Here is a 23,083-nt window from a genome sequence, read left to right as displayed (position 1 = left end):
CGCGCTTTTCCCGGGAAACCGTTTCACACTTTTCCTGGAATTGCTCAGATGCTGATCCAGATCTCCAGCGTGTTGGCGCCGATAACCGGTACCGCCTGGGCGGTCACTTTCTGGCCGGCAGCAGTGAGGTCGGCGGCCAGCAGTTCGGCGGCGCGGCGGTCGGCGTCGACATCCGGATTGTAGCGCACCTCGTTCTTGCCGGCGGCGGCGGCGACCCGTTCTTCGCCGGGCTTCGGTATGCCCCAGCCCAAAGCGCGCATTTTTGCGGAAAGCGCCTCGGCGTCCTCGCGCGCCATTCCGGCGAACTGGACGTAAACCGTCTGCGTGCTCGGCTGGATATGGAGCCGCTCCTTCAGAGTGTTGAGCGCGTTGCGATCCTGGTCGCCGACGATCGTCTGGGGCCCCGCTGCCGACACGATGAGATCGGCAACCGCCCGACGCGCCCCGGCGAACGCAGGCAGCCAGTCCGGGCGTGCCCAGAATTCAGTCGGAACCCCGAGCAGGGCATCAAGCACATTGCTGCGCCCCGCTTGTGTCAGCCCGGTCATGCTCTGGAGACCGGCCATCCCGACAAGGGCCGCCACAACCTTGCGTTTTTCGGACACAGGGAGATCCGGATTGCCAAGCACGGAGGTCAGTTCGTCACGCACTGCCTGGGCATCGTTGGCGCTGTCGAGCAACTTGAGGCGTGCGGCCAGATTGTCGGCTGCGGTTCCGTTCGGGCCGGGATGCGTGTCCGACCATTCGATAAGATAGCCAAAATTGAGGCCAGTGCGGTTTTCGAGCTCAGCGACCGGGACACGGTACCGATCAGGGTCGAACTCATCTGTAGCATCGCCCGGAATGAGGAACGCATCAACGACGAATTGCGGCTCCCTCACCTCACCCTTCACAGCAGCAGACACGGACGAGACGGCGAGTTTCCAATAGGCATAGGGGACCGGCACGCCATCGATCGGGTGGCTGGTGGGCTTGAAGATGGTGCCGCTGAAGATGGTCACCTTGTTGGCCAGCGGGTTGTGCAGCGTGCGCACCCAGTTTTCGAGCGGCGCCCACCTTGTTTCGTAAAAAGCGCTGGACTGCGGCATCGTGTTGGGCAGGACATAGGTATACTGCGCCAGTCTGAGCGCCGCCGTTGCAGGATCTCCCGTGAATTCGGGGCCCCAGGCGATGTCGCTGGCATTCGCCAATCGCGCCGGCAGCCACCGCCGGTCCGGCCTGAGGTACCAGGCACGGTCCGGCTGCAAATCGTGCAGCAGCCGACTATCATACCTCAATCCACCTCCGGTGACCTGCAGTGTCATCCTTTGCGACCGATCCAGATTGACCGCTGAATAGATGGCTATGCGGTGACTACGGCCCATGACCAGCGAATAGTTGATGTAGTCCAGCGGTGTGGCCGATGCGTCGCGAGCCAAATCGCCGGTCAGCCGGGGCAAGCCGATCTTGGCCTGGATGAAATCGACCTTGTAGCCTGTTGAACTGCTGGGCTGCTTGTCGATAGCTTGGCCGAGCAGCGGTTCAAGCGCACTCTGCAACGGCACCGGCAATTGGCTGATTGAGACCTCGCCGTTCTTGACCTGACCGGCCAGTTCGACAAGCACGGCCTGCCGTAAATCGGGTGTCAGTTCGTCTATGGCCATTTTGCCGAGTTTGAGCTGTTGGACCACCAGCACGATCGCGGACCGTAACGTGGCCTGCGTAGCTTGTTGCTCGGCGAGCCTCTTGGCCGCGTCGTCGGCATTCTTCAAGGCAACATCACGTGCTGCCTCAGCTTGCGCACGCGCATTTTCTGCGTCTTTCAGGGCGGCGTTAAGCTTGTCGTTGAGCTTCTCGATCTGGACTGCCTTCCTCCCGGCCCTCTCGCCTTCCGCAAAAGCATCATCTCTTTGAAGGAAGGCAAAATAGGTTGTTGCGGCCAGGATCAGGGCTGCCAGGCCGAACACGGCGATCAGCAGGTTCTTGCTGCGATCGCGCTGCTTCTGGCTGTCCGTCTCCGCCTTGGCGCTCGCCTCAACGAACTCGGCAATGTCGGCACCTTGCGGCAGCTCCGCCGCCTCCTTCAGCGCTTCGCCGCGCAGGAGATAACCGGCATAGCCGGTGTTCTTCCATTGCCTGGCCTGAGCGGCCACACGGATGCGAAAGCGCTCGGTCAGTTCGTCCGAACTCAGTTCGTCGTCGGATGCGGATTGCTCGTTGGACCCAGAGGCCGTGGGGCCGGCTTTGGCCGGCCCGACAATGGCATCCGTTGCAACCGACCCCGGATCGTCCGCCGCGACAGCGACCGTTTCAAGGCCGCCGCCACCTGCGAAAGACGCGAGCCGCGCCGGGCTGACGTCGGCTGAGGTGATGCCCGGCCGCGTGACCAGTTCGGCGGACCAATAATCGAGTATGCGCTGCGCCGCGCGCCGGTCGGATTCCCGCGCGATGGAGCTGCCGGCGCGCCGTGCCTTGGCCAGGAAGTCGCGGATGGCCTGCGCATCGGGGGCCGTGTTGTCGATGCTGGCTTCCGTCGTCTCGGCGCCGGCCTTGTCGCTGCGGCTCATCGATGGGTCGACGGCTTCATTGCTGCTGGCGATGCGCATCAGCTCGAGATGTGCGATCCGGATGTCGCTCAGCGAAATAAAATCGGCCGGAGTTTCGGTCTCCGTGCCTGTCGCAAGTTCATCGCTCATGGCCCCAGGTCCTCAATGATCTTGTGCAAAGGCGTGCTGACGCGGACGATCGAGGCGCATTCCGTTTTCAGCGCCAGATCGACCTGGACGAAGCGTTGCTGGGCCTCGTCCCGATAGGCTTCGAAGGCAAGGATGAAGGCGGCATCGACGGTCTCGCGCGATAGCTGGTCGTTGACGTCGGTGGAGTAGTCGACGAGCGTCGCCCGCCACGCTCCAGTGGGGTCGAGGTCGGCAAGAACCTTGACCTTCACTTCCAGGTTTCGCCACAGCGGCGAAAACTGGAACGGCAGCGACTTGTCCGCCGCAGCGCCCCCTTCTATCGGCTCGATCATGTCGGTAAGGCTGGCCAGCTTGTTGTCGATGTCCTGCCATAGCTTGTGCTCGACGACGCGCGCGTAGATGGTCGAGGACAGCACCATGATCGCGTCATGCGCGGCCTTGATCAAGGGCACGGACGGCTCTTCTGCAGGAAGTTTGCCGGCTATCGTATCTAGACCGGTGGCCAAAAGTCCGAAGGGCAGGTTCTTTGCCGTGACGAAAATCTGCTGGTTGAGCCGCGACGGCACGACGCGCAGCACGGTGCGCACGTCAAACAGCGCGTCGTAGGCGTCCGGAGACTTGTTATCGATGGCAGCCTGCAACTTCATCGCAGCCCCCTTGAGGTCGTCGAGCCAGGCCTGCTCGATATCGTGAAGCGCCGGCCCCGCCGGCAGCTCCATGACCGACTCTCCGATAGAGACACAGAAGAGCTTCAATATTTTGAGGAAATTGCGCATGACGCGGACCTGCTCCAGGTCGGCCCCCATGTCGCGGGCGGCGACCAGCAGGTTCTGGAAGCTGCCGATGCCGTATTGAAAACTCTGCAGATGGTCATGCAGGTCCTTGTAGGTCTTGAGGACATCGATCTGGCTGGTGACATTGGTGAGGCCGTTGTCGGCGGCAAGCGTGGCCTGAATGTCCTTGGACTGCTGGTTGACGGCGTTGAAGCCTGCGAGCGCGGTGTTGACCCGATCGTCGGTCGTCATGCCGGGCAACTCGGCCGTCGGTTTCTGGCCCGCGGCGAGTTCGTCCAGATAGGCCTTGAACCGGGCCGCGCACTGCGGATTTTGCGCCACGACGGCAGTCATAAGCGCCTGCGACAGTTTATTGGTCAACGCATAGTCAAGGATGTTGAACCAGACTGTAAGCGCCGCCCCCTGGAGGTTGATGGCGCCAGCGACGATTCCAGCGTCCTTGGTTACCTGCAACCAATCGGGAGGCAATGGGTAGAGATCAGCCAGTTGAAGCCTGAGGTCGAAATAGGCGCTGATCTGTGAACTCCCTGGTGTTTGGTGTCTGGCGTTATAAACCGTCACATCCGAAAAATTTTACATGCCGTAGTCCCAAATCGCCGCGCATCGAGCTGCGCCATCGGTCTGCATAGCTCACCATCTACACAGGCTTGGCCGCGAGGTCCTGGATGATGGTGTCGATCGCGATGCCTTCGTTGCGATAATATGTGCTTTTGGTAGGCGCGTTGGGCTCGGTGAGCCAGCCTCCGCTGTGATGCAGCGCAATCAGGTTCCAGTCGGTGTCGAAGACCGGCGAGCCCGACGAACCCGGCAGTGTGTCGGTCAGATACTGGACGCGGCCGCCGCCGACGAAGGCCACGACATTGGCGACGAACGAAATCTGTTTCTGCGCACCGCCGGGATGCTGGATGATATTGACGTGATCGCCGACCTTCACGGCCATGGGCTTCATGTCCAGCTCGCCCCACTTGGAAGCATCGCCCTTGATGCGGACGGCTGACCAATCATTGTCGTTGGAGGTACGAAGAGGCACGGCGGTGTCGATGTCGAACTGGTCGAGCGGCGCGTCGAGCCCGGCAACGGTGCGCTGATAGTTGAACTGGACCACCGTGCCCGCCAATGAAGCGTCGTCAGGCAAGACATGGTTGTTGGTGATCAGTATCCCGCCGGTGGTCATGAAGCCGGTGCCGGAGCTGCCATCCGCACGCTTGATGCGCACCACCGATCTTGCCCTGACAAGGCCGAGTTCGAGATAGCTGATCGGCACCAGCGTGCTCTTGTCGCCAAGGATTTTTTCGAGCTGGGCCGGCGCCGTCGCGCCGCTCCAATTGGCGGTCGCGGGGCCTTCGACCGGCGGCGGCGGGGCGTGCTGCTTTGCCTGCAGCAGTGCTTGGTCGCCGGGATTCTCATCGAGTGCAAAGGCGACGAGGTCATCGGCCCTGGTCTCCTGCTTTGCGCGCTGGACAATCGCAAACCAGTTGTTGATCGCCTTGTTGTCAAAGGCGATCTGGGCAGTCGAAAGACCGACACCTTTGGCAACACGCACGCCGTCGCCGATCATCGGGTAGAGGTTGGCGAGGATGCGGTTGAGACTGTTCAGTTCGGATTGCGTCCATTCGGTCATGGGATTCCCTCCGACCCTAAGCCTTCTTCTTCCGCTTGCGTGATCCCGCCCGCATCGCAATTTCGGTGCCGCGAACCGTTTCGTACTGGTCGGCATCGATCAACGATTGGTCGAAGCTGACGCCGGTCATTTCGGAGATTTCGGTCAGCGGGTACATGGCGCCGATGAACTCGTCGGAGACGGTAAACTCCAGCTCCGTGTCCGACAGATCCTGTTCGAGCACGAAGCCATAACTGGCGATGCCGTCACTGACGCGGGCGACCACCACCTTCCAGAAGCGGCGCGGCACCGGCGCGCGAAGACTGGTGCCTTTGGAACCCTTGCCGGCAAAGGTCCGGTCATCATCGGCGAGGACCGGCCCGGCGAAGACGCAAAGCCGCTCGCTCGCCGCCTCCGACAGGACGTGATTCTCGAGATCCCCCCAGTTCTTCTCGCCGCTGTCGGAGCGGTTGTAGCCTTCGACCTGGGGCGAGCAGTTGGTGACATGGAAGGAGCAGACATTGCCCCTGAGCAGCAGCTCGAAGGTGCTGCCCCAGGCCACGTCATCGCGCCTGACGATATGGCCCTTGTCGAAGGCGCCCTGATCCTGGGTGTAGAAGACGTCGGGGATCTGGTACTTGTCGTCGAGCCGCAGATCCGGGAACCAGCGCTCGCTGAACAGGCCGCCGCGCGAATAGTTGCGGCCCTTTTCCGGCTCGCGCAGGTTGCTCTCCTCGGTGACGTTGGAGGCGGTGAACAGCGCCAGCCGCCGCTTGGCGTGCATCTTGAGCGAAAAATTCTGGTAGTCTAGCCGCGTGCCCCCGTCTCTAAGTGGCGCCAGCACGGAGAGGTCGGTGGCCTCAGGCATCGGCACAACGACCGGCGCGAGTTTAGTGCCGCCAGAGAGAAATTTCTCGTCGTAGCCCTTATAGCCGGCATAGTCCGCGACCGTTTTGGGAACGAATGCGCCGCCTGGAGGGGTCGGCTTGGCCGCTTCGAGCTCGACCGATTCCGTGACCGCTTCATGGGCAGGCGTTGCGCCGAGCGAGACGGTGATGCGCAACGGCACTTCGAAGGTGACGCTGCCGCCCGGCGAAACGACGACGCCTCCGGATGGAGGCGTCTGGGTGGCGACGCCCGGGATCTGCTGGACGCCGCCGACTTCAACCAGGTTTACGCCCTCGGCCGGCGACCCGCTGTCCGCCTTGTTCCACCATGCGCCCCAATCGTTGGGGCCGCCGCTGGCGGCGCCGGCGAAATTGAGGCCGAGATCGACGACACGCTGGTCGTTGGCGAGCGCGCCGGTGGGCACGGCGTAGTTGCGCTCGAGATAGCGGCCGGCGAAATGCAGCGCCACGACCTCGCCGGTGGCGAGGTTGATCATGGCGGTGCCGGAGTTGCCGCCAGTGGTCGAGCAATCATGTGTCGCAGCGCTGACGATCTTGCCGAAACTCTCCGTATCGAAGCCGCCCTGCAGCATGCCCGGTTGCAGGCGCTTGACCTGGAAACGATTGCGCATGAGCTCGTTCTGGACATCGACCGCGTTGCGATTGTCGAACGCGGGATAGCCGATGGCGACGACTTCCTGGCGCAGCATATCGCGCGCGTCGGCGACCGCGAGCGACAGCGGCGTGATGTTGTCGGGCAGGCCTTCGACTTCGAGGATCGCCATGTCCCAATAGGGATGGATCATCCGGACATTGCGGATCTTGAAGACGTTTCCTGCCGCCGAATCGCGCTTGAAGTCGATGCCGGCGGCGCGGCCGTTGATGAATTGCAGATTGCGGTCGCCAAGGCCGTCCGCAAATATCTGCGCCACATGACGGTTAGTCATCAGCAGGTTGCGGCCGACGACGAAGCCCGTGCCGCCGTAAGGGATATTGGTGTTCCACAACAGTTCGATGCGCCCGATCGCCGGCAGGGCGGCTTCGATGCGCTGCTTCAATGCGGCCTCGCTGGTAAGCTTCGTCCACAGCGAATGGCCAGGTGTCGGAGCGCCGTCGAAAGTCAGCGTCGTAAAGGTGCCATCCTTGATGTCATAGACCGGCCGCAACTCCGGGATGATTATGGCTTCCAGATCGGAAAGCTGCTCGGGCGCGACTTCGGCGCCCCGCGCGAGGCTCTCCATGCCAGCGCGCGCCGATTCAAACGCCGCCTCCGTCTTGCCGGCTTCCGCAGGCGCAAGGGATTCCAGGCCGCCGCCTGCCATCGTCTCCATGTTGCCGAGGACCGATTCAGTCCTCTCGCCCCCGGTGACGAGATCGAGATATTGACGGATTCGCTGCTCTCTGCTGACCGGCATAGTCGCCCCCCCAAAGGTTCTGTCGAAGTAAAGAAGTGTATTGCCCCATTTTAGACTGGTGCAATTCTGACCGGCAGGCAAGGAAACAAATCAACTTGCGTCGAATATGACCGGGGCGCAACGTCGGCATGTCTCTTTGCCCGCAGTCGCTCGCGCGATGTATGACGCTCGCATTATTTCAGCGATGCTGTATGTGATCTCCGTCACATACGCTCACGCTGTTTGCGCCCAGCTATCGCAACAGGCGGAAAGGCCATTGCGGCCGCTCGGTTTTACAGAAATTTTATCACCTATCCATTTTTATCAGTTGGCGCCTGGACCCCGCGGGCCCCCCCGCCCCGCGGGGGCAGGCGGCTTTCCGCCCGGCACGAGCCAGGCACTGGGCGCGACCACTGCGCCAAGCCTTTACAAGGCGTAATCGCAAGGGATGAACGCCGGCCTTTGACGCGGTGCACTCTTGCCTTAGACTTCGGCCCTTAAACTTCGCCGATTGCGGCAATTGGGAATTTGGAACATGGCTTTTGGCGGCCCAAACGACAGAAACGATCTGCCGCGCCTGGCACGCATCGATCCAAAGCTGTTCGATATCCTGTTCAGCGGCTGCAAGGTCGAGCGCTACGCCGCCGGCCAGCATCTGTTCGTCCAGGAAGACGCCGCCGACCGGATCTACGGGGTGATGAGCGGCACGGTGGAAATCTCGATCTATTCGCCTGGCGGGCAGAAGCTGGTGGCCAATATCGAGCTGTCGCGCAGCCTCGTCGGCGAGATCGGCGCGCTTGACGGGCGGCCACGCACCGCCACCGCCATCTGCCTGACCGCTTGCGAGCTGGTTTCGCTCAGCAGGACACAACTCTTTGATCGCATTGAGAGAAATCCACCGCTGGCACGCGCGATGATCGAACTTCTGTGCGCCCGGCTGCGCTGGGTCAGCGGCGAACTCGGCGACCAGGCCTTCTTCGGCATCGAGGCGAGGCTCGCCAAACGCCTGGTCTTCCTGGCCAAGGTGATGGCCGACAGCGCCGGCTGGATCCCGATCTCGCAATCGGAACTCGGAGAGTTCCTCGGCGCCACGCGCGAGTCCGTCAACAAGACGCTCAACGACTGGCGCAACCGCTCGTTCATTGCCATCAAACGCGGCGGCCTGCGCATCACCGACACCGGGGCGCTGCGCCATATCGCCGAATCGCAGGACGACGACTGACGCCGATCCCGAATCAGCCCCGGCTAAGACTCAGAGCCGCGAAATCAGGTAGCGCAGCGCCGAGCGGCTGGGCATGAAGAAGTATCCACCACCCTTGGTGGTGACGAATTGCGGCATGTCACGGAGCGTCGTGACCTTTTCCCATGACGGAATGGTGAACCTGCCATCACCGCCGCGCGAACCAATCGTCGGGTCCTTTTCAGCGACGAGGCCCTGGAACGTGGCCGATGAAACCCAGGTCTGCTGAATGAATTCGTACTGGCGCTCTATGTCGGCGTTGAGGCACATGAACAGCAGCCCTTTTTCGACCTTGCCATTCTTGCCGTCCTGCTTCTCGTAGGTACGGCCGACCCGCAGGATACGATGGCGCTTGCCGATATTGATCTGCGTATCGCGGTCCTCACCCAGCGAGTCGCGTGGGTTGGAACGGCGAATGTGGGCACCAAGCGGGCAGCGATGGCCTTGCGGATCCTCGGCGCCAGCGGCGAAGTTGTTGTCGATGACGCGTCCCGGATGATCGGGGTTGCGCACCAGCGAGCTACCGTTCTGCCAGCGGCCGAGCATCTTGGCGGCAATCCAGTCTTGCGTGATGGCTTGGTTGCCGAGTTGGCTCGCGACCAAGGCTGCAGCCTTTTTGCAGTAGTTGTTGAAGACGTCGACGTGCTGCTCGAACTGGCGAATAACCAGGAATGAACCGTTGCGCCCGAAATCGCGCGGCGGTGGCGGCAGGCCCGGAATCAGCCGGCTACGGCGCACCTGCGAAAGGATTCCGGTCCGATCGCGTGATGCGCTTACCGAGGGCGAGGCTGGATAGAACCCATGCTCATCACGATAGCCGAACAGGAACTCGCCGGGCGCGACCAGATGCATGGGCGCGGCGCCCCTGCTGGCGCGGGTCGTGCCCCGGACAATCGGCTGCGAAATCCCGTCCGCGAAACCGAAATGCTCGTAGGCTGGCCCACGTTCCGACCGATCGTCACGCTTTGCCCCGTCGGACGATTTCGTCTTCGTGTCGGTCGGACCCCGGTTTACGGCGAGCGGCAGTTCGGCGACGACCTTCATGCCTGCACCGGTCGTCTTTCGTCTCACGGTGGCAATCTCGGTCTTCAACCGTCCCGGGTCTTCAGCATAGCAGACGATGACCAGGTCAACAGGGTTCTCCAGCGACCCCCACTCCCATTCGTCCGGGCCGTCGCGGCCTCGGTCGTCCAGTATGCGCCCACGCTCGGGGTTGCCCATGCCATGGCGAAAGGCGATCGGAAATGTTTCCAGTGGATCGCCCTCCACACCCTCGTCGAGCCCAAACTGCCGCAGGCCACCGGGACCAAAGGCGACTATCATAGCGCGCCCGGCGGGCCTGCCTTCGCCGAAACTCGTCTGCTCGACAACGAAATCGAGCCAGGCTCTGCGCTTGGGCGCCGGCAACTTGTCCGGCACCCGGATCGCAAGCATATGCGAATAAGCGAGCGGGCCGAGCGGGCCGAAGAAGATGGACTGGATCTCGCCGGTTTCCAGCTGCTGCTCGAGAGGCGCCGGAAAGGCAGAGCTGATATTGGCCAGCAGCGAAGTGGTCTTTTGAACGGTGGTTGTTTCGCTCGCCGGGCGCCGTAGCGAACCGAACAAGCTCAGCCAGTCGCGCGCCTCGTTGCCGACGGCGGAAGCAATGCCGCGCCTGACCCGGGAATTGATCCGGATGCGCTCTGTGTTGATTTGGGGATAGGCGGAGTACCAGAACAGGGTCGGCACCTGCTGGCGCCGCGCCCAGCGCTTGAAACGATCGCCGTCGCGGGCGCCGTCCAGGAACAGCCATCGTGTGCGTGGATAGCCCACGGTGTTGCTCCACACGCCGGTCAGGCCAGCGGACGCCTTGGCGATGAAGTCCTCAAGATAGCTTTCCCAGCTGCCGCCGTAGTTGGAGAAGAACATCAATCGGTTGGAGCCGGGCAGCAGTATCCAGCGGGCGAAATGGATGGTGTTGATGGTGTTGAGGAAGCCTGGCTTGAATACCTTCTGGGCAGCTATCGAGATCAGGTAGAAAGAAAACCTGAGCGCCAGCCGCCGCAGGATGCCGGCCTTCATCGTCGAAATCGCAGTCAGATGGTTCTGTGCCGCGTGGCCCTCCTTGACGAGTATCGCGTTCAATTCAGATATGCCGATCGATGTGCTTTCCGGCCGATCCCTGTCCTCGCGGCGTCGCAGCGCCAGCAAGCACGAAAACGCCAGCAGCGCCGCTGCCACCAACACTCCAAGTCCGGACAACAGAAGTGAGGTGATTGCCACGGCTATAGCGGTGAAGGAGATTTCCTGGGAACTGATGTCGATAGATCTGCCGAACACCACACTGTAGGTCATGTACCAGCAAGCAGCCCAGATGATCGCCACCGTGACGAAGACCGGTGGTACCAGCAACGTCGTCATCAGAGCACGGCCCCAATGACCCGGCGGCTTTTCCAGCAGGCTCTCGGCCGGCTCGAACGCCCAGGCAAACGTCTCTAATGACTGGACATGCTGGCGAACTTCAGCGAGCACGGCAGGAGCGTTGCCGGCGCCTTTGCGTGGCCGCTCGACGATGTCGCGCACGGCTTCGAAAAGCTGCTGCTCGGCCTTGATACGCTGGACCGAGTGCCCCGGCGTGCCCGAAAACACCAGTCCGGCATTGCTGCCGAAGGACGGCGATATGTCGACATTGTGCTTGCGCAGGAAATCGTTCAATGCGCCGCCATCGCGCAGATCGCAGACATCCTTGAAGATCGGCCGTAGCCGGTGCCCGATGGCGTGCGTGACCGCATCGATGACATCGTCGATGCTGCCGTCACCGGAAATCTCGAGAACCAGAGCTCCTTTTTCCTGACCGGAATCAGCGCCGATCTCGCCGGTGCCGACCACGGTCAGGCTGGTGAAGTGGACGGTGCCGGCAATGTCGAGCGCGGTGCGGATATCTTCGACGGCCGGGTTGCCGAGGCTGGCAACCTTGTCGCGGACAGCATCCAGCGACGCGGATCGGGTGACCGGGCAGACCACCGTCACCATAGACTGCGTTACGGTGCGGCAGAGTTCTGCCCGTTCGAAATCGACCTTGAGGGTTTCGGGATAGGCGCCGATGCGGGTCATCCGCCCGGCCTTGCCGGGCATGCGGCGCACGCCCTGCTTCTGGAACAGGGCGCGCAGGCTTTCGCCGATCTGGATCCTGGCAATCTCGGCGCCGATGCACTGATGAATGCCGTGGCCGAACACCATGTAGTCGCGATGCGGGCGCGATGTGTCGAACTGGTCCGGGTTCTGCACGGCGTCGGCATCGAACATCGCCGACAGCGTCGCCGGCATCACCACCGTGCCGGCCTTCACCAGGCGCTCGCGGCGCGTACCCTTGCCGATGATCGCGTCGCGGGCCGTGTAGCGCCAGGGGCCGACCCAGATCGGCTTGAAGCGCATGGCTTCAAGGACGGCCCTGTCGAGCTTGGCGGTATCGTTTTCGGCCAATGCGGCATCGATAGCCTGCCTTGCGTCGGGCCGCGACAGGATCACGTCGAGGCAATTGCCGGCGGCCAGCACATTGGTCGGGACGAAGCCGGCGATCATGCCCAGCATGATCGAATTGAGGTCGTCCCGCGACAGGCGGCCCTGATCCATCTGGACAACCAGCCTCGCCAGCGGTTGCTCGGCCTTCAAGCCCCGGTCCCTAGCCGACTGGATGGAGCGATCGATGACTTTGAAAAGACGGTCGCCCGCCACCACTGCGAGTTCGCGCATGACGGGGCTCGCCGTCGGGTCCGAAAAGAACAGCGCACTCAGCGCGATCGCCCAGTCGGCGAATTCGGATTCATCGTCCATCTCGACGCCGAAATAATCGCGGCAGATGTGCACCGGGACGATCTTCATCAACCTGGAGATCGCATCGAAGCCGGGGCTGGCGCGCGTCATGATCTCTTGCGAATGACGCGCCGCGATCGGCCTGACGGCGGCTTCGACCTCGGCCGGCGGGAATGCACTCAGCACCGACGATTTCATGCGCCGGTAGTCGGCGCCGTCCTGCATGCCGAGGATGAAGTTCGATCCGCGGGCAAGCTCGGTCATTTCCGGGCCGTATGGGGTCTGGAATTCGTCGCCGCGCTCCAATATGTCGCGGACATCGGCGTTCTTGGTGACCACGAGAACACCGAAGAGCTTGCCGGTCGGGCGGATACGCCGCAACAGGGAAAGCGCCCAGCGGGGGTCTTCGGCCAGAGACCCGACGATGCGCGCAATCAGCCCTGTCTTGCGGATCCGGCCGAGATCGAACGGCGGCATTTCCGACAGCGGGCGCTGGTTTTTCTGGGCCACGCGAATAGCGTCGAAATACTTCAGTTCGGTCATGCGCGTTCAAGCCCCCCGGCTATCCACGTTATTGCGATGCCGGCCGTTCAACGCCTAGGTTTGCATCGGTTGCACGTATGTGAATCTTTTCACAGTTGGTCCATGTTCCAGCCAGCATTGACGCCATGTTCATTTGGCCAGTCGGAAATTGGCGACGAGGATCTCGTTCGCGGCCTTGTCGGTGAACGGTATCCAGCGCACACGCTGTTCTGAAAAATCGGGATGCCGGGTGGTGAAAATGGTCATCTCGCGCCGCGCCTGTTCCGGCCGGCCGCTTCGCATCAGCGCGCCGATCTTCAGGAACCTGGAATAGAAATAGCCGGGAGACAGGTTGAGCGAGCGGTCAGCGGCAGCGATCGCCGCCGGCCAGTTCTCGACCAGACAATAGGCCGCCGTCAGTTCCCCCAGATTGTGGAAGCGGTAGAGGTCGAACGGGCTCAATCGCTCGGTATCGAGAAAGAACGGTATCGCGGTCGCGGCATTGCCGAGCAGCAGCTGGGCGCTGCCCATGGCCGAGCGCGCGAAGGCAAAGCTCGGATTGATGTGGATCGCTTCCTCGAGATGGTCGACGGCCGACCGCGGTTCGCCGCGCATGATGTCGACGGCGCCGAGATGGGCGTGCGGGCGCGCATCCAGGCTGTCCACCAGCAATGCCTTGCGGGCAAACTGCTCGACCTTGTTCAAATCGTCGCTGTCGCCGAAACGCAGCCATGCCCGCCAGAAATACCACCACGCCAGTTCGTTGAGCACGGCGCTCGAGTTGGCGTCCTCGCGGTAGGCCTTCTGGAAGAACTCGAGTGCGGTTTCGGTGTCGCCGCGGGTGCGCCGGTTCATGTGCCAGCGGCCCCGTCGCACCAGTTGCCAGGTCTCCAGGCTTTCCCAGGGAACCTGGAAGGTGCGTGCCTGTTCCGCCCGGTCGACCTCCTTGTCGAGGATCGAAACGATCTCAGCGCCGATCTGGTCGCGCAGGTTGAAGATGTCGACCAGATCGCGATCGAAGCGCTGCGACCACACCAGCCGCCCGTTGGACGCGTCGGCCAGCGAGGTGTTGAGGCGGATCTGGCCACCATTGCGCATCAGCGTGCCGCTGACGATGTAGCGCGCGCCGAGCGCGTTGCCGATCACGCGCGTGCCCAGCGTGTCGTCGCGGAACTGGAAGCTGGAGCCCTTGGCGATGACCGAGAGCCATCTGGTGTTGGATAGACCATAGATGATGTCCTCGGCGATGCCGTCGGCCATGTAGCCGATGTCATGCTCGCCGCCATCGGCGTGGAAGGGCAGGACGGCGATCGCCGGCGGCCCCTTGGACGACAGCTTCTGCTGCGCATTGGCCTGGGGAATGGCCGCGAACGACGCCGCCGGCGAGGATCCGTTGCCGCTGCGGCCGGCGATCAGAACGCGCACCGGCAAGGCGATGTTCTTCAGCATGAATTCGCCGAGATCGGTGAATTCGGCCGCCGTCTTGTCCTTCACATGGTGCCAGGTCGTCTCCGAAACGGCGAGACCGTTGCCCGGCGCGAATTCCTGGATTCTCGCCGCGATGTTGACGTCGTCGCCGTAGAGGCGGCCACCACGCACGATGACGTCGCCGGTGTTGATGCCGGCGCGAAACGGCATGCGCATATCGTCGGCAACCTCGGCGTTGAGGGCGACGATGCGGCCCTGGAAATCAAAGGCCGCGCGCAACGCCTCGATCGGATTGCCGAACTCGGCCATGATGCTGTCGCCGGCGTCGCCGAACGTGCGGCCGCCAAATGTGCCACAGCTGTCGGCGATGATGTCGCGCCGTTCCTCGAATGCCGCGACAGCAGACTCGTCGTCGATGCCCATCAGCCGCGAGAACCCGACGGCATCGATAGAAATGATTGTCGCCAGCTGACGGGTGTAGTTCCGTACAGCCATGTTCGAGCCCCCGCTCCCTTTCTGGTTCTGGTCCAGCACAGGCGACGACCCGTTCCTGAAACACTTCGCCGCGCGCTGAGAGATGAAGATTCCGGCGGGGTTGGCGCGCCATGCCACCCCGCCAGGACCAGAAGTCTAGCAGGGTCTTTGGCAAAGCTCTACCACCATCGGGTTGTCCAGCGCGGGCCGTGGCAGCACTCATGGTTGGCCGGCGGTTGGCGCAAATATGGGCGTGCCGTCGCTCTGAGCGCCGCGATCCAGGGCTTCACGGAACCTGCGCGACGTCACATCTCGGAACAAACTGTGCTGCCTGCGAGTTTCCGGTGCGGTTCAATACCAAATGAGGGTAATCATGCGAAATCTTGTTCTGGCGACCGGTGTCGTCGTTCTTCTGGCCGGCTCAACGGCCTTTGCCGCGGATGACAGCCCACTGCCGCCGACGAATGCCCAGAAACTGTCGGCAATCATCGCCAAGGTCGAGCAGCGCGACGGCTTTCGCTATGTGAAGGAGGTCGACTGGGACAAGGACGGCTACACCGTGACCTATTACACCGCCGACAAGGCGAAAGTCGAAATCACCTTCGATCCCGTGACCGCCGAACCGAAATAGCGCCGATACCGCACCGCTTCGGCAATTCCGTCCGCCGCGTTTTTTGCCTACGATGGTGGCAGTTGTCGGACAACGGGGCGACCATGCTTTCTTCCAATCGAATTGCCAACTCGCTTGCGCTTGTCGTTGCACTGGCTGGCGCGGCGGTCTGCCTTGGTCCAGCGCGTGCCGACGGGCCATCCTTCGACTGCCGCAAAGCCAGCCTGCCGGTGGAAAAGGCGATCTGTGCCGACCCGCAACTGTCGGCAATTGATGCCTTGGTGGCCGAGGCCTTTACGGGTTTCGAGCCAGCCTTTGGCGGCGACAAGCGCAAGATCGCCCGTGCGCTCATCGACGACAGGAACGCCTGTGGGCAGGATGCCGCCTGCATCGTCAGCGCCCAGAACAATGCGCTGCAGACCTACGGCAATGCGCCGTCCTGGGTGCAGGATTACAACATCGCCCTGATCGGCAAGAAGGCGCTCGACACCGCGGCCCGCCATCCGGGCAGCCCCGACCAGCCCCTGCCCTCGTCGATCGGCCAATGCGCATTGACCCACATCACCGCGCTGACGACGCGGCTCGGCGACGACCCGCTGGAAACCGCCGGCCTTAAGCCGGCAGCCTGGCGCGGTTCAGCAATGGCGGCGCCGGGGTTTCCTACGAGCGGGAGCCTGGCCTTGCCAGTTCGAAAGCCGGCGATCCTGTCGTCATGTGCCTGATTTCGATCCCGAGGGATTGTCCGCAGGGCGACGAGCGCGGGCGGGTCTATTACGGCGTCGACCTCACGATAAAAGGCACATGGGTTTTGCCGGATTCACAACATCTATGCGGCGGCGCCTGAAGATTTGCCGCAAAGCACTGCTGGATGCACTCTTGCGCCGGTCCGCCTTTGATGGCTGAGTGCGCGTAACAGTTGCAGGGCACGGGGGTGCATGGCCATGGTTAAGCATGTTTTGAAGCGCATCCTGATGATGCTTGCCGGCTATTTCGTTTCGGTGCTGATCGGATTGTTCGCGGTCGTGGCGATATATTGCGCACTCGCCGTATTGCCCAACGCGCCGGACTATTTCGGCGCCATGCAATTTTCGCCCATTGTCGTGCTGCTGTGGCCGCCGCTCGGCATGGTCGTCTATTTCTTGACGATCGTGCTGACCGGCCTGCAGACGCTGATCTTCGCGCTGCTCGCCGAATTCTTTGCCCTGCGCAATTTCCTGGTGCACATGCTGTTTGGCGCCGCTGCCGCTGCAGCCGGCTTTTTCCTGGTCTGGCCGGCCGCGGAAGAGGATGCCGGACGCTGGGCCGATATCGGCATCATCGCCGCCGCCGGCCTCGTAGCCGGTCTGGTCTATTGGCTGATCGCGGGCCGCGACGCCGGCTTCCGGCGTCCGCTCATCCAGCGCTGATCGCAGGAAACGGGCGACCGTCCATCGGCCAAAAATCTAATAAAACCAGAGAGACAAAGTGAGTTCCTCGTTCGTTGAACGAGGAACTCCGCTGGTTTCAGCTCGTCGGCGAGCGCACCGCTTCAGTCGCTTCCAGCGCCTGCATCAGCCGTGTGTCGCGGTCGTAGACATCGTTGAAATATTCGACTTTGCCGGACAGGTCCGGCCAGGCAGTGAAGTAGGAGACATAGACGGGAATCGTGCGTGTCACGTCTTCGCTGGCATGGCCGTGCTTGAGCTTTTCGGCGATGTCGTCGACCGAGACGCCGAGCACCGCCGCCGCCATCCCACGTGGATCCTGAAGGCGAATACAGCCATGGCTGAGCGCCCGCATATCGCGCTGGAAGAAGGATTTTTGCGGCGTGTCGTGCATGTAGATGGCGTGCTTGTTGGGGAACAGGATCTTCAGTTCGCCCAGCGCATTGGCTTCGCTCGGCTGCTGGCGCACGCTGTAGGGAATGTTGGCGCCGTAGGCGCCCCAATTGACCGAGGAAGAGGGAACCCGCCTGCCGCGCGAGTCGGTCACCTCGTAGCCGGCACGGTCGAGATAGCCCGGATCGCCACGCAGCCTTGGCAGCATCTCGTTGACGATGATCGACTGCGGCACGCCCCAATAGGGATGGAAATCGACCTGCTTGATCTCCTTGAAGAAGAAGGCGGTCTGGTTGGTGGTCCGGCCGATGACGACGCGGGTCTTCAGCTTCTCCTCGCCATTGTCGATATAGCTGGCGGTGAAGGCGGGCTGGTTGATGAACACCCGCGGGCTGCCGAGATCGGACGGCATCCAGCGCAATTCTTCCAGCGCGACCTGCACCTTCTGCAGCCTGTCGGCCTTGGACGTGCCGGCGAGCGAGGCGACGGTGCGCGGGCCGATGACCCCATCGCCCTTCATGCCGGCCTTCACCTGCACGGCCTTGATGATCGGAACCAGTTCGGGAACATAGACATCGCTGGTGCCGAGACGAGACAGGATCTCGCCATAGGCGCCGCCCATCTCGTCGTCGAGATTGCGCGCGATCAGCGTCAGCAGCTTCGGCAGTTCGGCGCTGGTCTCGCCGGGCTTCAGCAACAGCTTGGGATCGACGACGATTTCGTTTTCGGCGCTCGCCTGCAGCGATTCAAGTTCGACGCGCAGCGCCTGATATTCTGCGTTCTGCGGGTGCCGCGATTCGAGGTAGGTGCGCACTTCCTGGGTGTGGGCCAGCGTCTTGAGCGCGCCTTCCATGTCGACCGGCTTCGGCGGAAATTCATAGTAGCCGGTGATGCGATTGGGATCGACGCGCCCGCTCTGGGCGTCACGGGCATAGCGCAGTACGCGCGCCGACAGCGCCATCTCGAAGCGGACGAGTTCCTTCAGATGGGCGTTGGCATCGACTGCCGATGCGTTGGCTGCCGGCACTTCGACCGTGTAGTCGGCCGACGTGAGACCATAGCTTGCGGCTTCGCCAAGCACCCGCACCGCATCCTGGGCGCGGGCATTGGGATTGCCCTCGTTCACCCAGATGAAATCAGGATTGGCAGAGTAATAGGCAATCAGTGCCTTGGCGATATCGGGCTCGGCATAGAGTTCATAGTCACTAAGGCCTGCAACGGCTTCGCGGAAGGCAGTGCTGGTCGCCGACGGCACAAAGGCGGCGTCTTCAGCTGTTGCCACCTGGGGAGGTGCTGCCACCAACGCGGCAAAGTCGACGCGCACCAGCCGGTCGGCCTTGTAGGTGTAGTAGGACGGGCTGCTGATCCTGGTGCCGCCGCCGCCCGATACGGCGGGCTTCGGCTTGCGCTTTGGCGGCGGCGGGAATTCGCCTTGCGGCCTGTGCTTGACGCCACCGCCGAACAGCATGTCGAACAGGCCTTGCGCGCTTGCCTGCGGCACACCGAAGGCCAGTGCTGCCGCCACTGCAAGCGGCATCACGGTGGCTTTATTTCCGAGGAATTTCATTAATCACCCGCTCCGGCTGCAAGCCGGCTCCCGTTCCGCGCCGCTAGACGATCTTGCCAACCGCATGGCGGATGTAAGGCGCTACTATACCGATTCATACCGATTTCGTTAAGCTTCCATAAATTTCCGCAGGCCTGTTGCAGAACGGTTTCACAACATCGTGACGTCTGGAGCGGCGTTGCCGCTCCAGACCGGTCAAAGCGGCTGCTGCTTCAGGCGTTGGCGCCACCGTCGATGGTGAGCGCGGCGCCGGTGACGAAGCGCCCTTCCGGACCGGCGAGCCAGGCAACCATGCCGGCGATCTCGTCAGCCTTGCCGAAGCGGGGCGTCGCCATCTTCCGCCGCTGGTGTTCGGCATGCGGGCCTTCGGCCGGGTTCATGTCGGTGTCGGTCGAACCGGGATGAACGACGTTGGCGGTGATGCCGCGCGGACCGAGGTCTCGCGCCAGCGCCTTGGTCAGGCCGACCAGCGCAGCCTTGCTGGTCGAATAGGCGCTGAGGCTGGTGTCGGTGACGCGCTCGGCCAGATTGCTGCCGATCGAAATGATGCGGCCGCCCTCGCCCATGTGAGCCGCTGCCGCCTTCGAGGCCACGAACGGCGCTCTCAGATTGACCTCAATGGTCTCGTCAAAGTCGGCCAGCGACATCTGTTCGATGGGCGCCGCGCGCCAGATGCCGGCGCTGTTGACCAGGATGTCGAGCCGGCCGAAGGCATTCACCGCCTCGGTGACCGAATTTTCGATGGCGGCAGCGTCGCGATTGTCGGCTTGGATGGCGATCGCGCGACCACCTGCCGCTATAATCTCGGCGACGACAGCTTGGGCCGGCGCCGAGCTGTTGACGTAGGTGATGGCGACGTCGGCGCCATCGGCCGCAAGCCGTTTTGCTATCGCAGCACCTATGCCGCGGCTGCCGCCGGTGACCAGTGCTGCCTTGCCGTTCAATCCGTTCGCTGACATGTCATTTCTCCGTTATGTAACGATCGATACATAAATATCTGGCAACCTTGCCTGGCGACGTCAAGTGAATTATGTGTCGATCAACACAGAAAAGATCGTCATGCCGGAAAGAGGCCGTCCCCGCACCTTCGATCGAACCGCCGCCTTGCGGCAGGCGATGGAGCTGTTCTGGGCCAAAGGCTATGAGGGCACCTCGATCGCCGACCTGACCGCGGCGATGGGGATCAGCTCGCCCAGCCTCTATGCCGCCTTCGGCAGCAAGGAGGCGCTGTTTCTGGAAGCGACCGAGTATTACACCCGCAACGAAGGCACCGAGATCTGGAGCGCGCTGGACGAAGCGCCGACGGCATGCCAGGCGATCGAGAATTTCCTGCGCCAGACGGCAATAGCGTACTCTCAGGACGACCGCCCGCAGGGCTGTCTCATCGCGCTGGGCGCACTGCACCAGGATTCAAGCAGCGGCGCGATCTGCGATGATTTGCGCCGCCGCCGCGCCGAAAACCACACCCTCTTGCTGAGACGGCTGGAACGCGGTGTGGCGGAAGGCGAATTGCCGGCGGGCTTCGACAGCAACGCGGCGGCGACCTTCTATGCGACGGTCCAGCACGGCATGTCGATCCAGGCCCGCGACGGCGCCTCGTGCGAAGCGCTGATGGCCACAGTGGCCGGAGCGATGGCGGCGTGGCAGGGGCTGGTCGGAACAGCGTGACAAAGCGCGGAGCTTGTGCTGGAAATCCAGTCGGCGGCGAAATGCGCCGGGAGGGATCATCCGTGAAAAAAGGGTATCGCGAGTTGCTCGACGAGGCCAATGCCGAGATCGAGGTGGTCTCGCCCGAGGAAGCGGCCGGGCTGCTCGACGACGAGGACACCATCTTCGTCGACCTGCGCGATCCACGCGAGATCGAGCGGGACGGCCAGATCCCCGGCGCCAAACATGTCACTCGCGGCATGCTGGAATTCTGGATCGATCCCGAAAGCCCCTACCACAAGCCGTTCTTTGCCTCGGGCAAGAGCTTCGTCTTCTTTTGCGCCGGCGGCTGGCGCTCGGCGCTGGCCACCAAGACGGCGCAGGATATGGGGCTGTCGCCGGTCAAGCACATCCTTGGCGGCTATACCGCCTGGAAGTCGGCCGGATTGCCCGTCGAGCCGGGCGGCAAGAAGAACGGTTAGCTCACCGCTCCGGCGTTGTCGGAGTCGACAATACACCCATTGGAATCAATGCAGTATCGGCTCGCGCTCGTTTTTGACAAAGGTGACGGCGCGTTCGATGACACCTTTGTCAGCGAGAATGCGACGGTGGCCGAGCCCATCGGCCCAGTGCAGCCGCACATGGCTGCCGGCGCCGGCGTAGCGCCTGGCATGGTCGGCCGGAACTTCGCGATCGTCCGGCGCATGGATGACCAGCGTCGGCACCGGCGCTTCGGCCAATTGGCGGTCGCCGGTGAATTCGTGCAGCGGCCGGCCCGACAACCTTTTCACCTGATCGGCCATGGAAACCTGCGAACGCGGGCCGACGTTGAGCATGCGGCTGAAGTCGGCGAAGATCGCCGGCAGGGAACTTGGCGCGGCCACCAGCACCAGCCGCTCGGCCGCCACTGGGTGGATACCCCTGATCGAACCGGCAATGGCATTGGCGGCGACGGCGCCACCGAAGGAATGGCCGACGATCGCCTTGAACGGACCGAACCATTCGCCGGCGACCCTGACCGCCTCGACCGCATTGACCATGTTGAGATGCCGGCCCAGCGACTGGCCATGGCCCGGCAGGTCGAGCGAGGCGACCCGGTAGCCCACATCGCGAAAACCTTCGATCAGAGCGCGCATATATTCCGTGCGCGAACGCCAGCCATGGACGACCAGCACCGTGCCGGCGGACGCCCTGCCCGGCTCGGGCCGGAATTCGTGCACCATGACGCAGCCGGCCTTGGTCGTCAGCCGATGATGGCGCGCCTCGGCCATGAAGCCGGCGGCGCGGTCGACCGCACGCCGCTCGCCGTCGCTGAGCGCCTTCACGCTCGGCGTGCGGCAGAACAGTTCGAAGGCCGCGCGCCCGCTAAGACGCGGCGCCACAAGCTCGGCCGCGCCGAACACGCCCCGGATGACCTTCAGTCCAAATGATGCCATAGTGGCGATCCATCCATTCCGTTCAAGCATGAACATAATAGTTCAAACATGAACATTAAACAAGAGCTGCCCTGGGACAACCCGCGCTTTCGCAACTGGGTCGCGGTGGCGCGCGCCTGCCATGTGCTGGAGCGTGCGCTGGCGGTAAAGCTGGCGCCGCTGGATCTCAAGCCGGCGCAGCTCGACGTGCTGATGAACCTCTATCGCCATCCCGGCATGTCGCAGCACGATCTCGCCCGCAAACTGCTGGTCGGCCGCTCCAACATCACCATGCTGTTGCCGCAGCTCGAGGCGCGCGGCCTGCTGCGCCGCGAAGGCGATGAGAAGGACAAACGCGTGCTGCGGCTGACGCTTACCGAGGCCGGCACGGAGCTTTTGATGAAGGCGCTGAAGGTGCATATGGCGCTGATCGAAAAGGCGATGAGCCAGTCGACAGCGGAACAGTGCGATATGATCGGCGAACAGATGCGCAAGATCTATGACGTGCTGAAGGATACCTGAGCCGTTCGATCCACGCGCCTCCCACCTCACCACATCGTCTTCTTCGCCCGCTCCGGCCATTCCTTGTCGTAAGTACCGGCATCGATATTCTTGCGGCTGGTGACTTCCAGGATTGTTCCGGGTGTCGGCAGCGATTTCGGGTCGACGTGCTTTGCCGGGTTCCACAGCTCCGAGCGAACGATGGCGCGGGCGCACTGGAAATAGACCGAATCGACATCGACCACGGTGACCGAGCGCGCCGGCTTGCCTTCGACGGCGAAGGAGGCGCAAAGCGCGGCGTCGGTGGCGATGCGGGCGCGGCCGTTGACGCGCAGCGTCGTGCCCGAACCCGGCACAAGAAACAGCAGCCCGACGCGAGGATCGCGGATGATGTTCTTAAGCGAATCGGCGCGGTTGTTGCCGCGTCGGTCCGGCATCATCAGCGTTCTCGGGTCATGCATGCGCACAAAGCCGGCGAGATCGCCGCGCGGCGAACAGTCCAGCCCTTCCGGCCCGCTCGTCGCCAGAGCGACAAAAGGCGAGGCTTCGATGAAGGCGGCATATTCGGGAATGACGTGGTCGAGTTCCTTGATCGTCGACGCTTCGCCGGGCAGGCCGTAGAGGGCTTCGAGCTGTTCGACCGTGGTGATGTCAGACATTTTCCCGTCTCCGAACCTTTGCCGGCGTTACCCCCAGTCAATGACGTTTTGCGGACAGTGC

17 protein-coding genes are annotated in these 23,083 nt (G+C 62.8%); 7 read left to right on the top strand and 10 right to left on the bottom strand.

The window, feature by feature from the left end:
• Positions 1-44: 44 nt before the first annotated feature.
• The 4 genes from NKI96_RS14955 to NKI96_RS14940 form a co-directional block, all read right to left on the bottom strand.
• Positions 45-2,675, bottom strand: a complete 2,631-nt coding sequence (locus tag NKI96_RS14955; protein ID WP_352804984.1) for a DNA/RNA non-specific endonuclease — start codon at positions 2,673-2,675, stop codon at positions 45-47.
• Entirely contained in the window at positions 2,672-3,802 is a 1,131-nt protein-coding gene (locus NKI96_RS14950; RefSeq protein ID WP_352804981.1) for a hypothetical protein, read from the bottom strand. Before NKI96_RS14950 ends, NKI96_RS14955 begins: the two co-directional genes overlap by 4 nt.
• Before the next feature lie 304 nt (positions 3,803-4,106).
• Positions 4,107-5,090, bottom strand: coding sequence for a trypsin-like peptidase domain-containing protein (locus tag NKI96_RS14945; protein ID WP_023726582.1), 984 nt, complete (start codon positions 5,088-5,090; stop codon positions 4,107-4,109).
• 16 nt (positions 5,091-5,106) lie between these two features.
• A complete protein-coding gene (locus NKI96_RS14940; protein ID WP_352804978.1) occupies positions 5,107-7,371 on the bottom strand; it encodes a DNA/RNA non-specific endonuclease in 2,265 nt (754 codons plus the stop codon).
• 514 nt (positions 7,372-7,885) lie between these two features.
• Here NKI96_RS14940 and NKI96_RS14935 point away from each other — a divergent pair.
• The gene (locus NKI96_RS14935; RefSeq protein ID WP_023668987.1) at positions 7,886-8,572 is read left to right on the top strand and encodes a Crp/Fnr family transcriptional regulator; all 687 of its coding nucleotides are present in this window, start codon (positions 7,886-7,888) and stop codon (positions 8,570-8,572) included.
• A 30-nt stretch (positions 8,573-8,602) separates the two neighbouring features.
• Here NKI96_RS14935 and NKI96_RS14930 read toward each other — a convergent pair whose 3' ends face one another.
• Together NKI96_RS14930 and NKI96_RS14925 are read right to left on the bottom strand one after the other, a co-directional pair.
• Positions 8,603-12,925 (bottom strand): cytochrome P450, encoded by a 4,323-nt coding sequence (locus NKI96_RS14930; RefSeq protein WP_352804975.1) that lies wholly within the window; start codon positions 12,923-12,925, stop codon positions 8,603-8,605.
• 129 nt (positions 12,926-13,054) lie between these two features.
• Positions 13,055-14,827, bottom strand: a complete 1,773-nt coding sequence (locus NKI96_RS14925) for an adenylate/guanylate cyclase domain-containing protein (RefSeq protein WP_023682506.1) — start codon at positions 14,825-14,827, stop codon at positions 13,055-13,057.
• Positions 14,828-15,179: 352 nt separating this feature from the next.
• Here NKI96_RS14925 and NKI96_RS14920 point away from each other — a divergent pair, with 352 nt between their 5' ends.
• From NKI96_RS14920 to NKI96_RS14910, 3 genes are all read left to right on the top strand, one after another.
• Positions 15,180-15,437 carry a PepSY domain-containing protein gene (locus NKI96_RS14920; protein ID WP_023668990.1) on the top strand — a complete coding sequence of 86 codons (258 nt, stop codon included), beginning with the start codon at positions 15,180-15,182 and terminating at the stop codon, positions 15,435-15,437.
• Between the two features lie 83 nt (positions 15,438-15,520).
• Entirely contained in the window at positions 15,521-16,138 is a 618-nt protein-coding gene (locus NKI96_RS14915) for a lysozyme inhibitor LprI family protein (RefSeq protein ID WP_352758231.1), read from the top strand.
• Positions 16,139-16,351: 213 nt separating this feature from the next.
• A complete protein-coding gene (locus NKI96_RS14910; RefSeq protein ID WP_023668992.1) occupies positions 16,352-16,822 on the top strand; it encodes a hypothetical protein in 471 nt (156 codons plus the stop codon).
• Positions 16,823-16,919: 97 nt separating this feature from the next.
• Here the strand turns inward: NKI96_RS14910 and NKI96_RS14905 are convergent, their stop codons facing one another.
• On the bottom strand, positions 16,920-18,800 hold the full coding sequence (locus NKI96_RS14905) for a L,D-transpeptidase family protein (RefSeq protein ID WP_352804972.1): 1,881 nt from the start codon (positions 18,798-18,800) through the stop codon (positions 16,920-16,922).
• Between the two features lie 212 nt (positions 18,801-19,012).
• Entirely contained in the window at positions 19,013-19,759 is a 747-nt protein-coding gene (locus NKI96_RS14900; RefSeq protein WP_023726589.1) for a 3-oxoacyl-ACP reductase family protein, read from the bottom strand.
• A 100-nt stretch (positions 19,760-19,859) separates the two neighbouring features.
• Here NKI96_RS14900 and NKI96_RS14895 point away from each other — a divergent pair, with 100 nt between their 5' ends.
• Both NKI96_RS14895 and NKI96_RS14890 read left to right on the top strand, forming a co-directional pair.
• Positions 19,860-20,468 (top strand): TetR/AcrR family transcriptional regulator, encoded by a 609-nt coding sequence (locus NKI96_RS14895; RefSeq protein WP_023690748.1) that lies wholly within the window; start codon positions 19,860-19,862, stop codon positions 20,466-20,468.
• Between the two features lie 62 nt (positions 20,469-20,530).
• Positions 20,531-20,929, top strand: coding sequence for a rhodanese-like domain-containing protein (locus NKI96_RS14890; RefSeq protein WP_023690747.1), 399 nt, complete (start codon positions 20,531-20,533; stop codon positions 20,927-20,929).
• 45 nt (positions 20,930-20,974) lie between these two features.
• Here NKI96_RS14890 and NKI96_RS14885 read toward each other — a convergent pair whose 3' ends face one another.
• Positions 20,975-21,883: an alpha/beta hydrolase gene (locus NKI96_RS14885; protein ID WP_352804969.1), complete on the bottom strand. Its 909-nt coding sequence runs from the start codon at positions 21,881-21,883 to the stop codon at positions 20,975-20,977.
• Between the two features lie 48 nt (positions 21,884-21,931).
• Between NKI96_RS14885 and NKI96_RS14880 the strand changes: the two genes are divergently transcribed.
• A complete protein-coding gene (locus tag NKI96_RS14880; protein ID WP_023668997.1) occupies positions 21,932-22,384 on the top strand; it encodes a MarR family winged helix-turn-helix transcriptional regulator in 453 nt (150 codons plus the stop codon).
• A gap of 26 nt (positions 22,385-22,410) precedes the next feature.
• Here the strand turns inward: NKI96_RS14880 and NKI96_RS14875 are convergent, their stop codons facing one another.
• A complete protein-coding gene (locus NKI96_RS14875) occupies positions 22,411-23,022 on the bottom strand; it encodes a pyridoxamine 5'-phosphate oxidase family protein (protein ID WP_023726591.1) in 612 nt (203 codons plus the stop codon).
• Between the last annotated feature and the right edge of the window lie 61 nt (positions 23,023-23,083).

Source organism: Mesorhizobium sp. M0292, assembly GCF_040321695.1.
Classification (GTDB): Bacteria; Pseudomonadota; Alphaproteobacteria; order Rhizobiales; family Rhizobiaceae; genus Mesorhizobium.
This window is presented reverse-complemented; position numbering and strand designations above follow the sequence as displayed.

Excerpts from the sequence above, each read along its gene's own strand:
- NKI96_RS14955 (WP_352804984.1), bottom strand. The coding sequence starts at position 2,675 with ATGAGCGATGAACTTGCGACAGGCACGGAGACCGAAACTCCGGCCGAT.
- NKI96_RS14950 (WP_352804981.1), bottom strand. The coding sequence starts at position 3,802 with ATGACTGCCGTCGTGGCGCAAAATCCGCAGTGCGCGGCCCGGTTCAAG.
- NKI96_RS14945 (WP_023726582.1), bottom strand. The coding sequence starts at position 5,090 with ATGACCGAATGGACGCAATCCGAACTGAACAGTCTCAACCGCATCCTC.
- NKI96_RS14940 (WP_352804978.1), bottom strand. The coding sequence starts at position 7,371 with ATGCCGGTCAGCAGAGAGCAGCGAATCCGTCAATATCTCGATCTCGTC.
- NKI96_RS14935 (WP_023668987.1), top strand. The coding sequence starts at position 7,886 with ATGGCTTTTGGCGGCCCAAACGACAGAAACGATCTGCCGCGCCTGGCA.
- NKI96_RS14930 (WP_352804975.1), bottom strand. The coding sequence starts at position 12,925 with ATGACCGAACTGAAGTATTTCGACGCTATTCGCGTGGCCCAGAAAAAC.
- NKI96_RS14925 (WP_023682506.1), bottom strand. The coding sequence starts at position 14,827 with ATGGCTGTACGGAACTACACCCGTCAGCTGGCGACAATCATTTCTATC.
- NKI96_RS14920 (WP_023668990.1), top strand. The coding sequence starts at position 15,180 with ATGCGAAATCTTGTTCTGGCGACCGGTGTCGTCGTTCTTCTGGCCGGC.
- NKI96_RS14915 (WP_352758231.1), top strand. The coding sequence starts at position 15,521 with ATGCTTTCTTCCAATCGAATTGCCAACTCGCTTGCGCTTGTCGTTGCA.
- NKI96_RS14910 (WP_023668992.1), top strand. The coding sequence starts at position 16,352 with ATGGCCATGGTTAAGCATGTTTTGAAGCGCATCCTGATGATGCTTGCC.
- NKI96_RS14905 (WP_352804972.1), bottom strand. The coding sequence starts at position 18,800 with ATGAAATTCCTCGGAAATAAAGCCACCGTGATGCCGCTTGCAGTGGCG.
- NKI96_RS14900 (WP_023726589.1), bottom strand. The coding sequence starts at position 19,759 with ATGTCAGCGAACGGATTGAACGGCAAGGCAGCACTGGTCACCGGCGGC.
- NKI96_RS14895 (WP_023690748.1), top strand. The coding sequence starts at position 19,860 with ATGCCGGAAAGAGGCCGTCCCCGCACCTTCGATCGAACCGCCGCCTTG.
- NKI96_RS14885 (WP_352804969.1), bottom strand. The coding sequence starts at position 21,883 with ATGGCATCATTTGGACTGAAGGTCATCCGGGGCGTGTTCGGCGCGGCC.
- NKI96_RS14880 (WP_023668997.1), top strand. The coding sequence starts at position 21,932 with ATGAACATTAAACAAGAGCTGCCCTGGGACAACCCGCGCTTTCGCAAC.
- NKI96_RS14875 (WP_023726591.1), bottom strand. The coding sequence starts at position 23,022 with ATGTCTGACATCACCACGGTCGAACAGCTCGAAGCCCTCTACGGCCTG.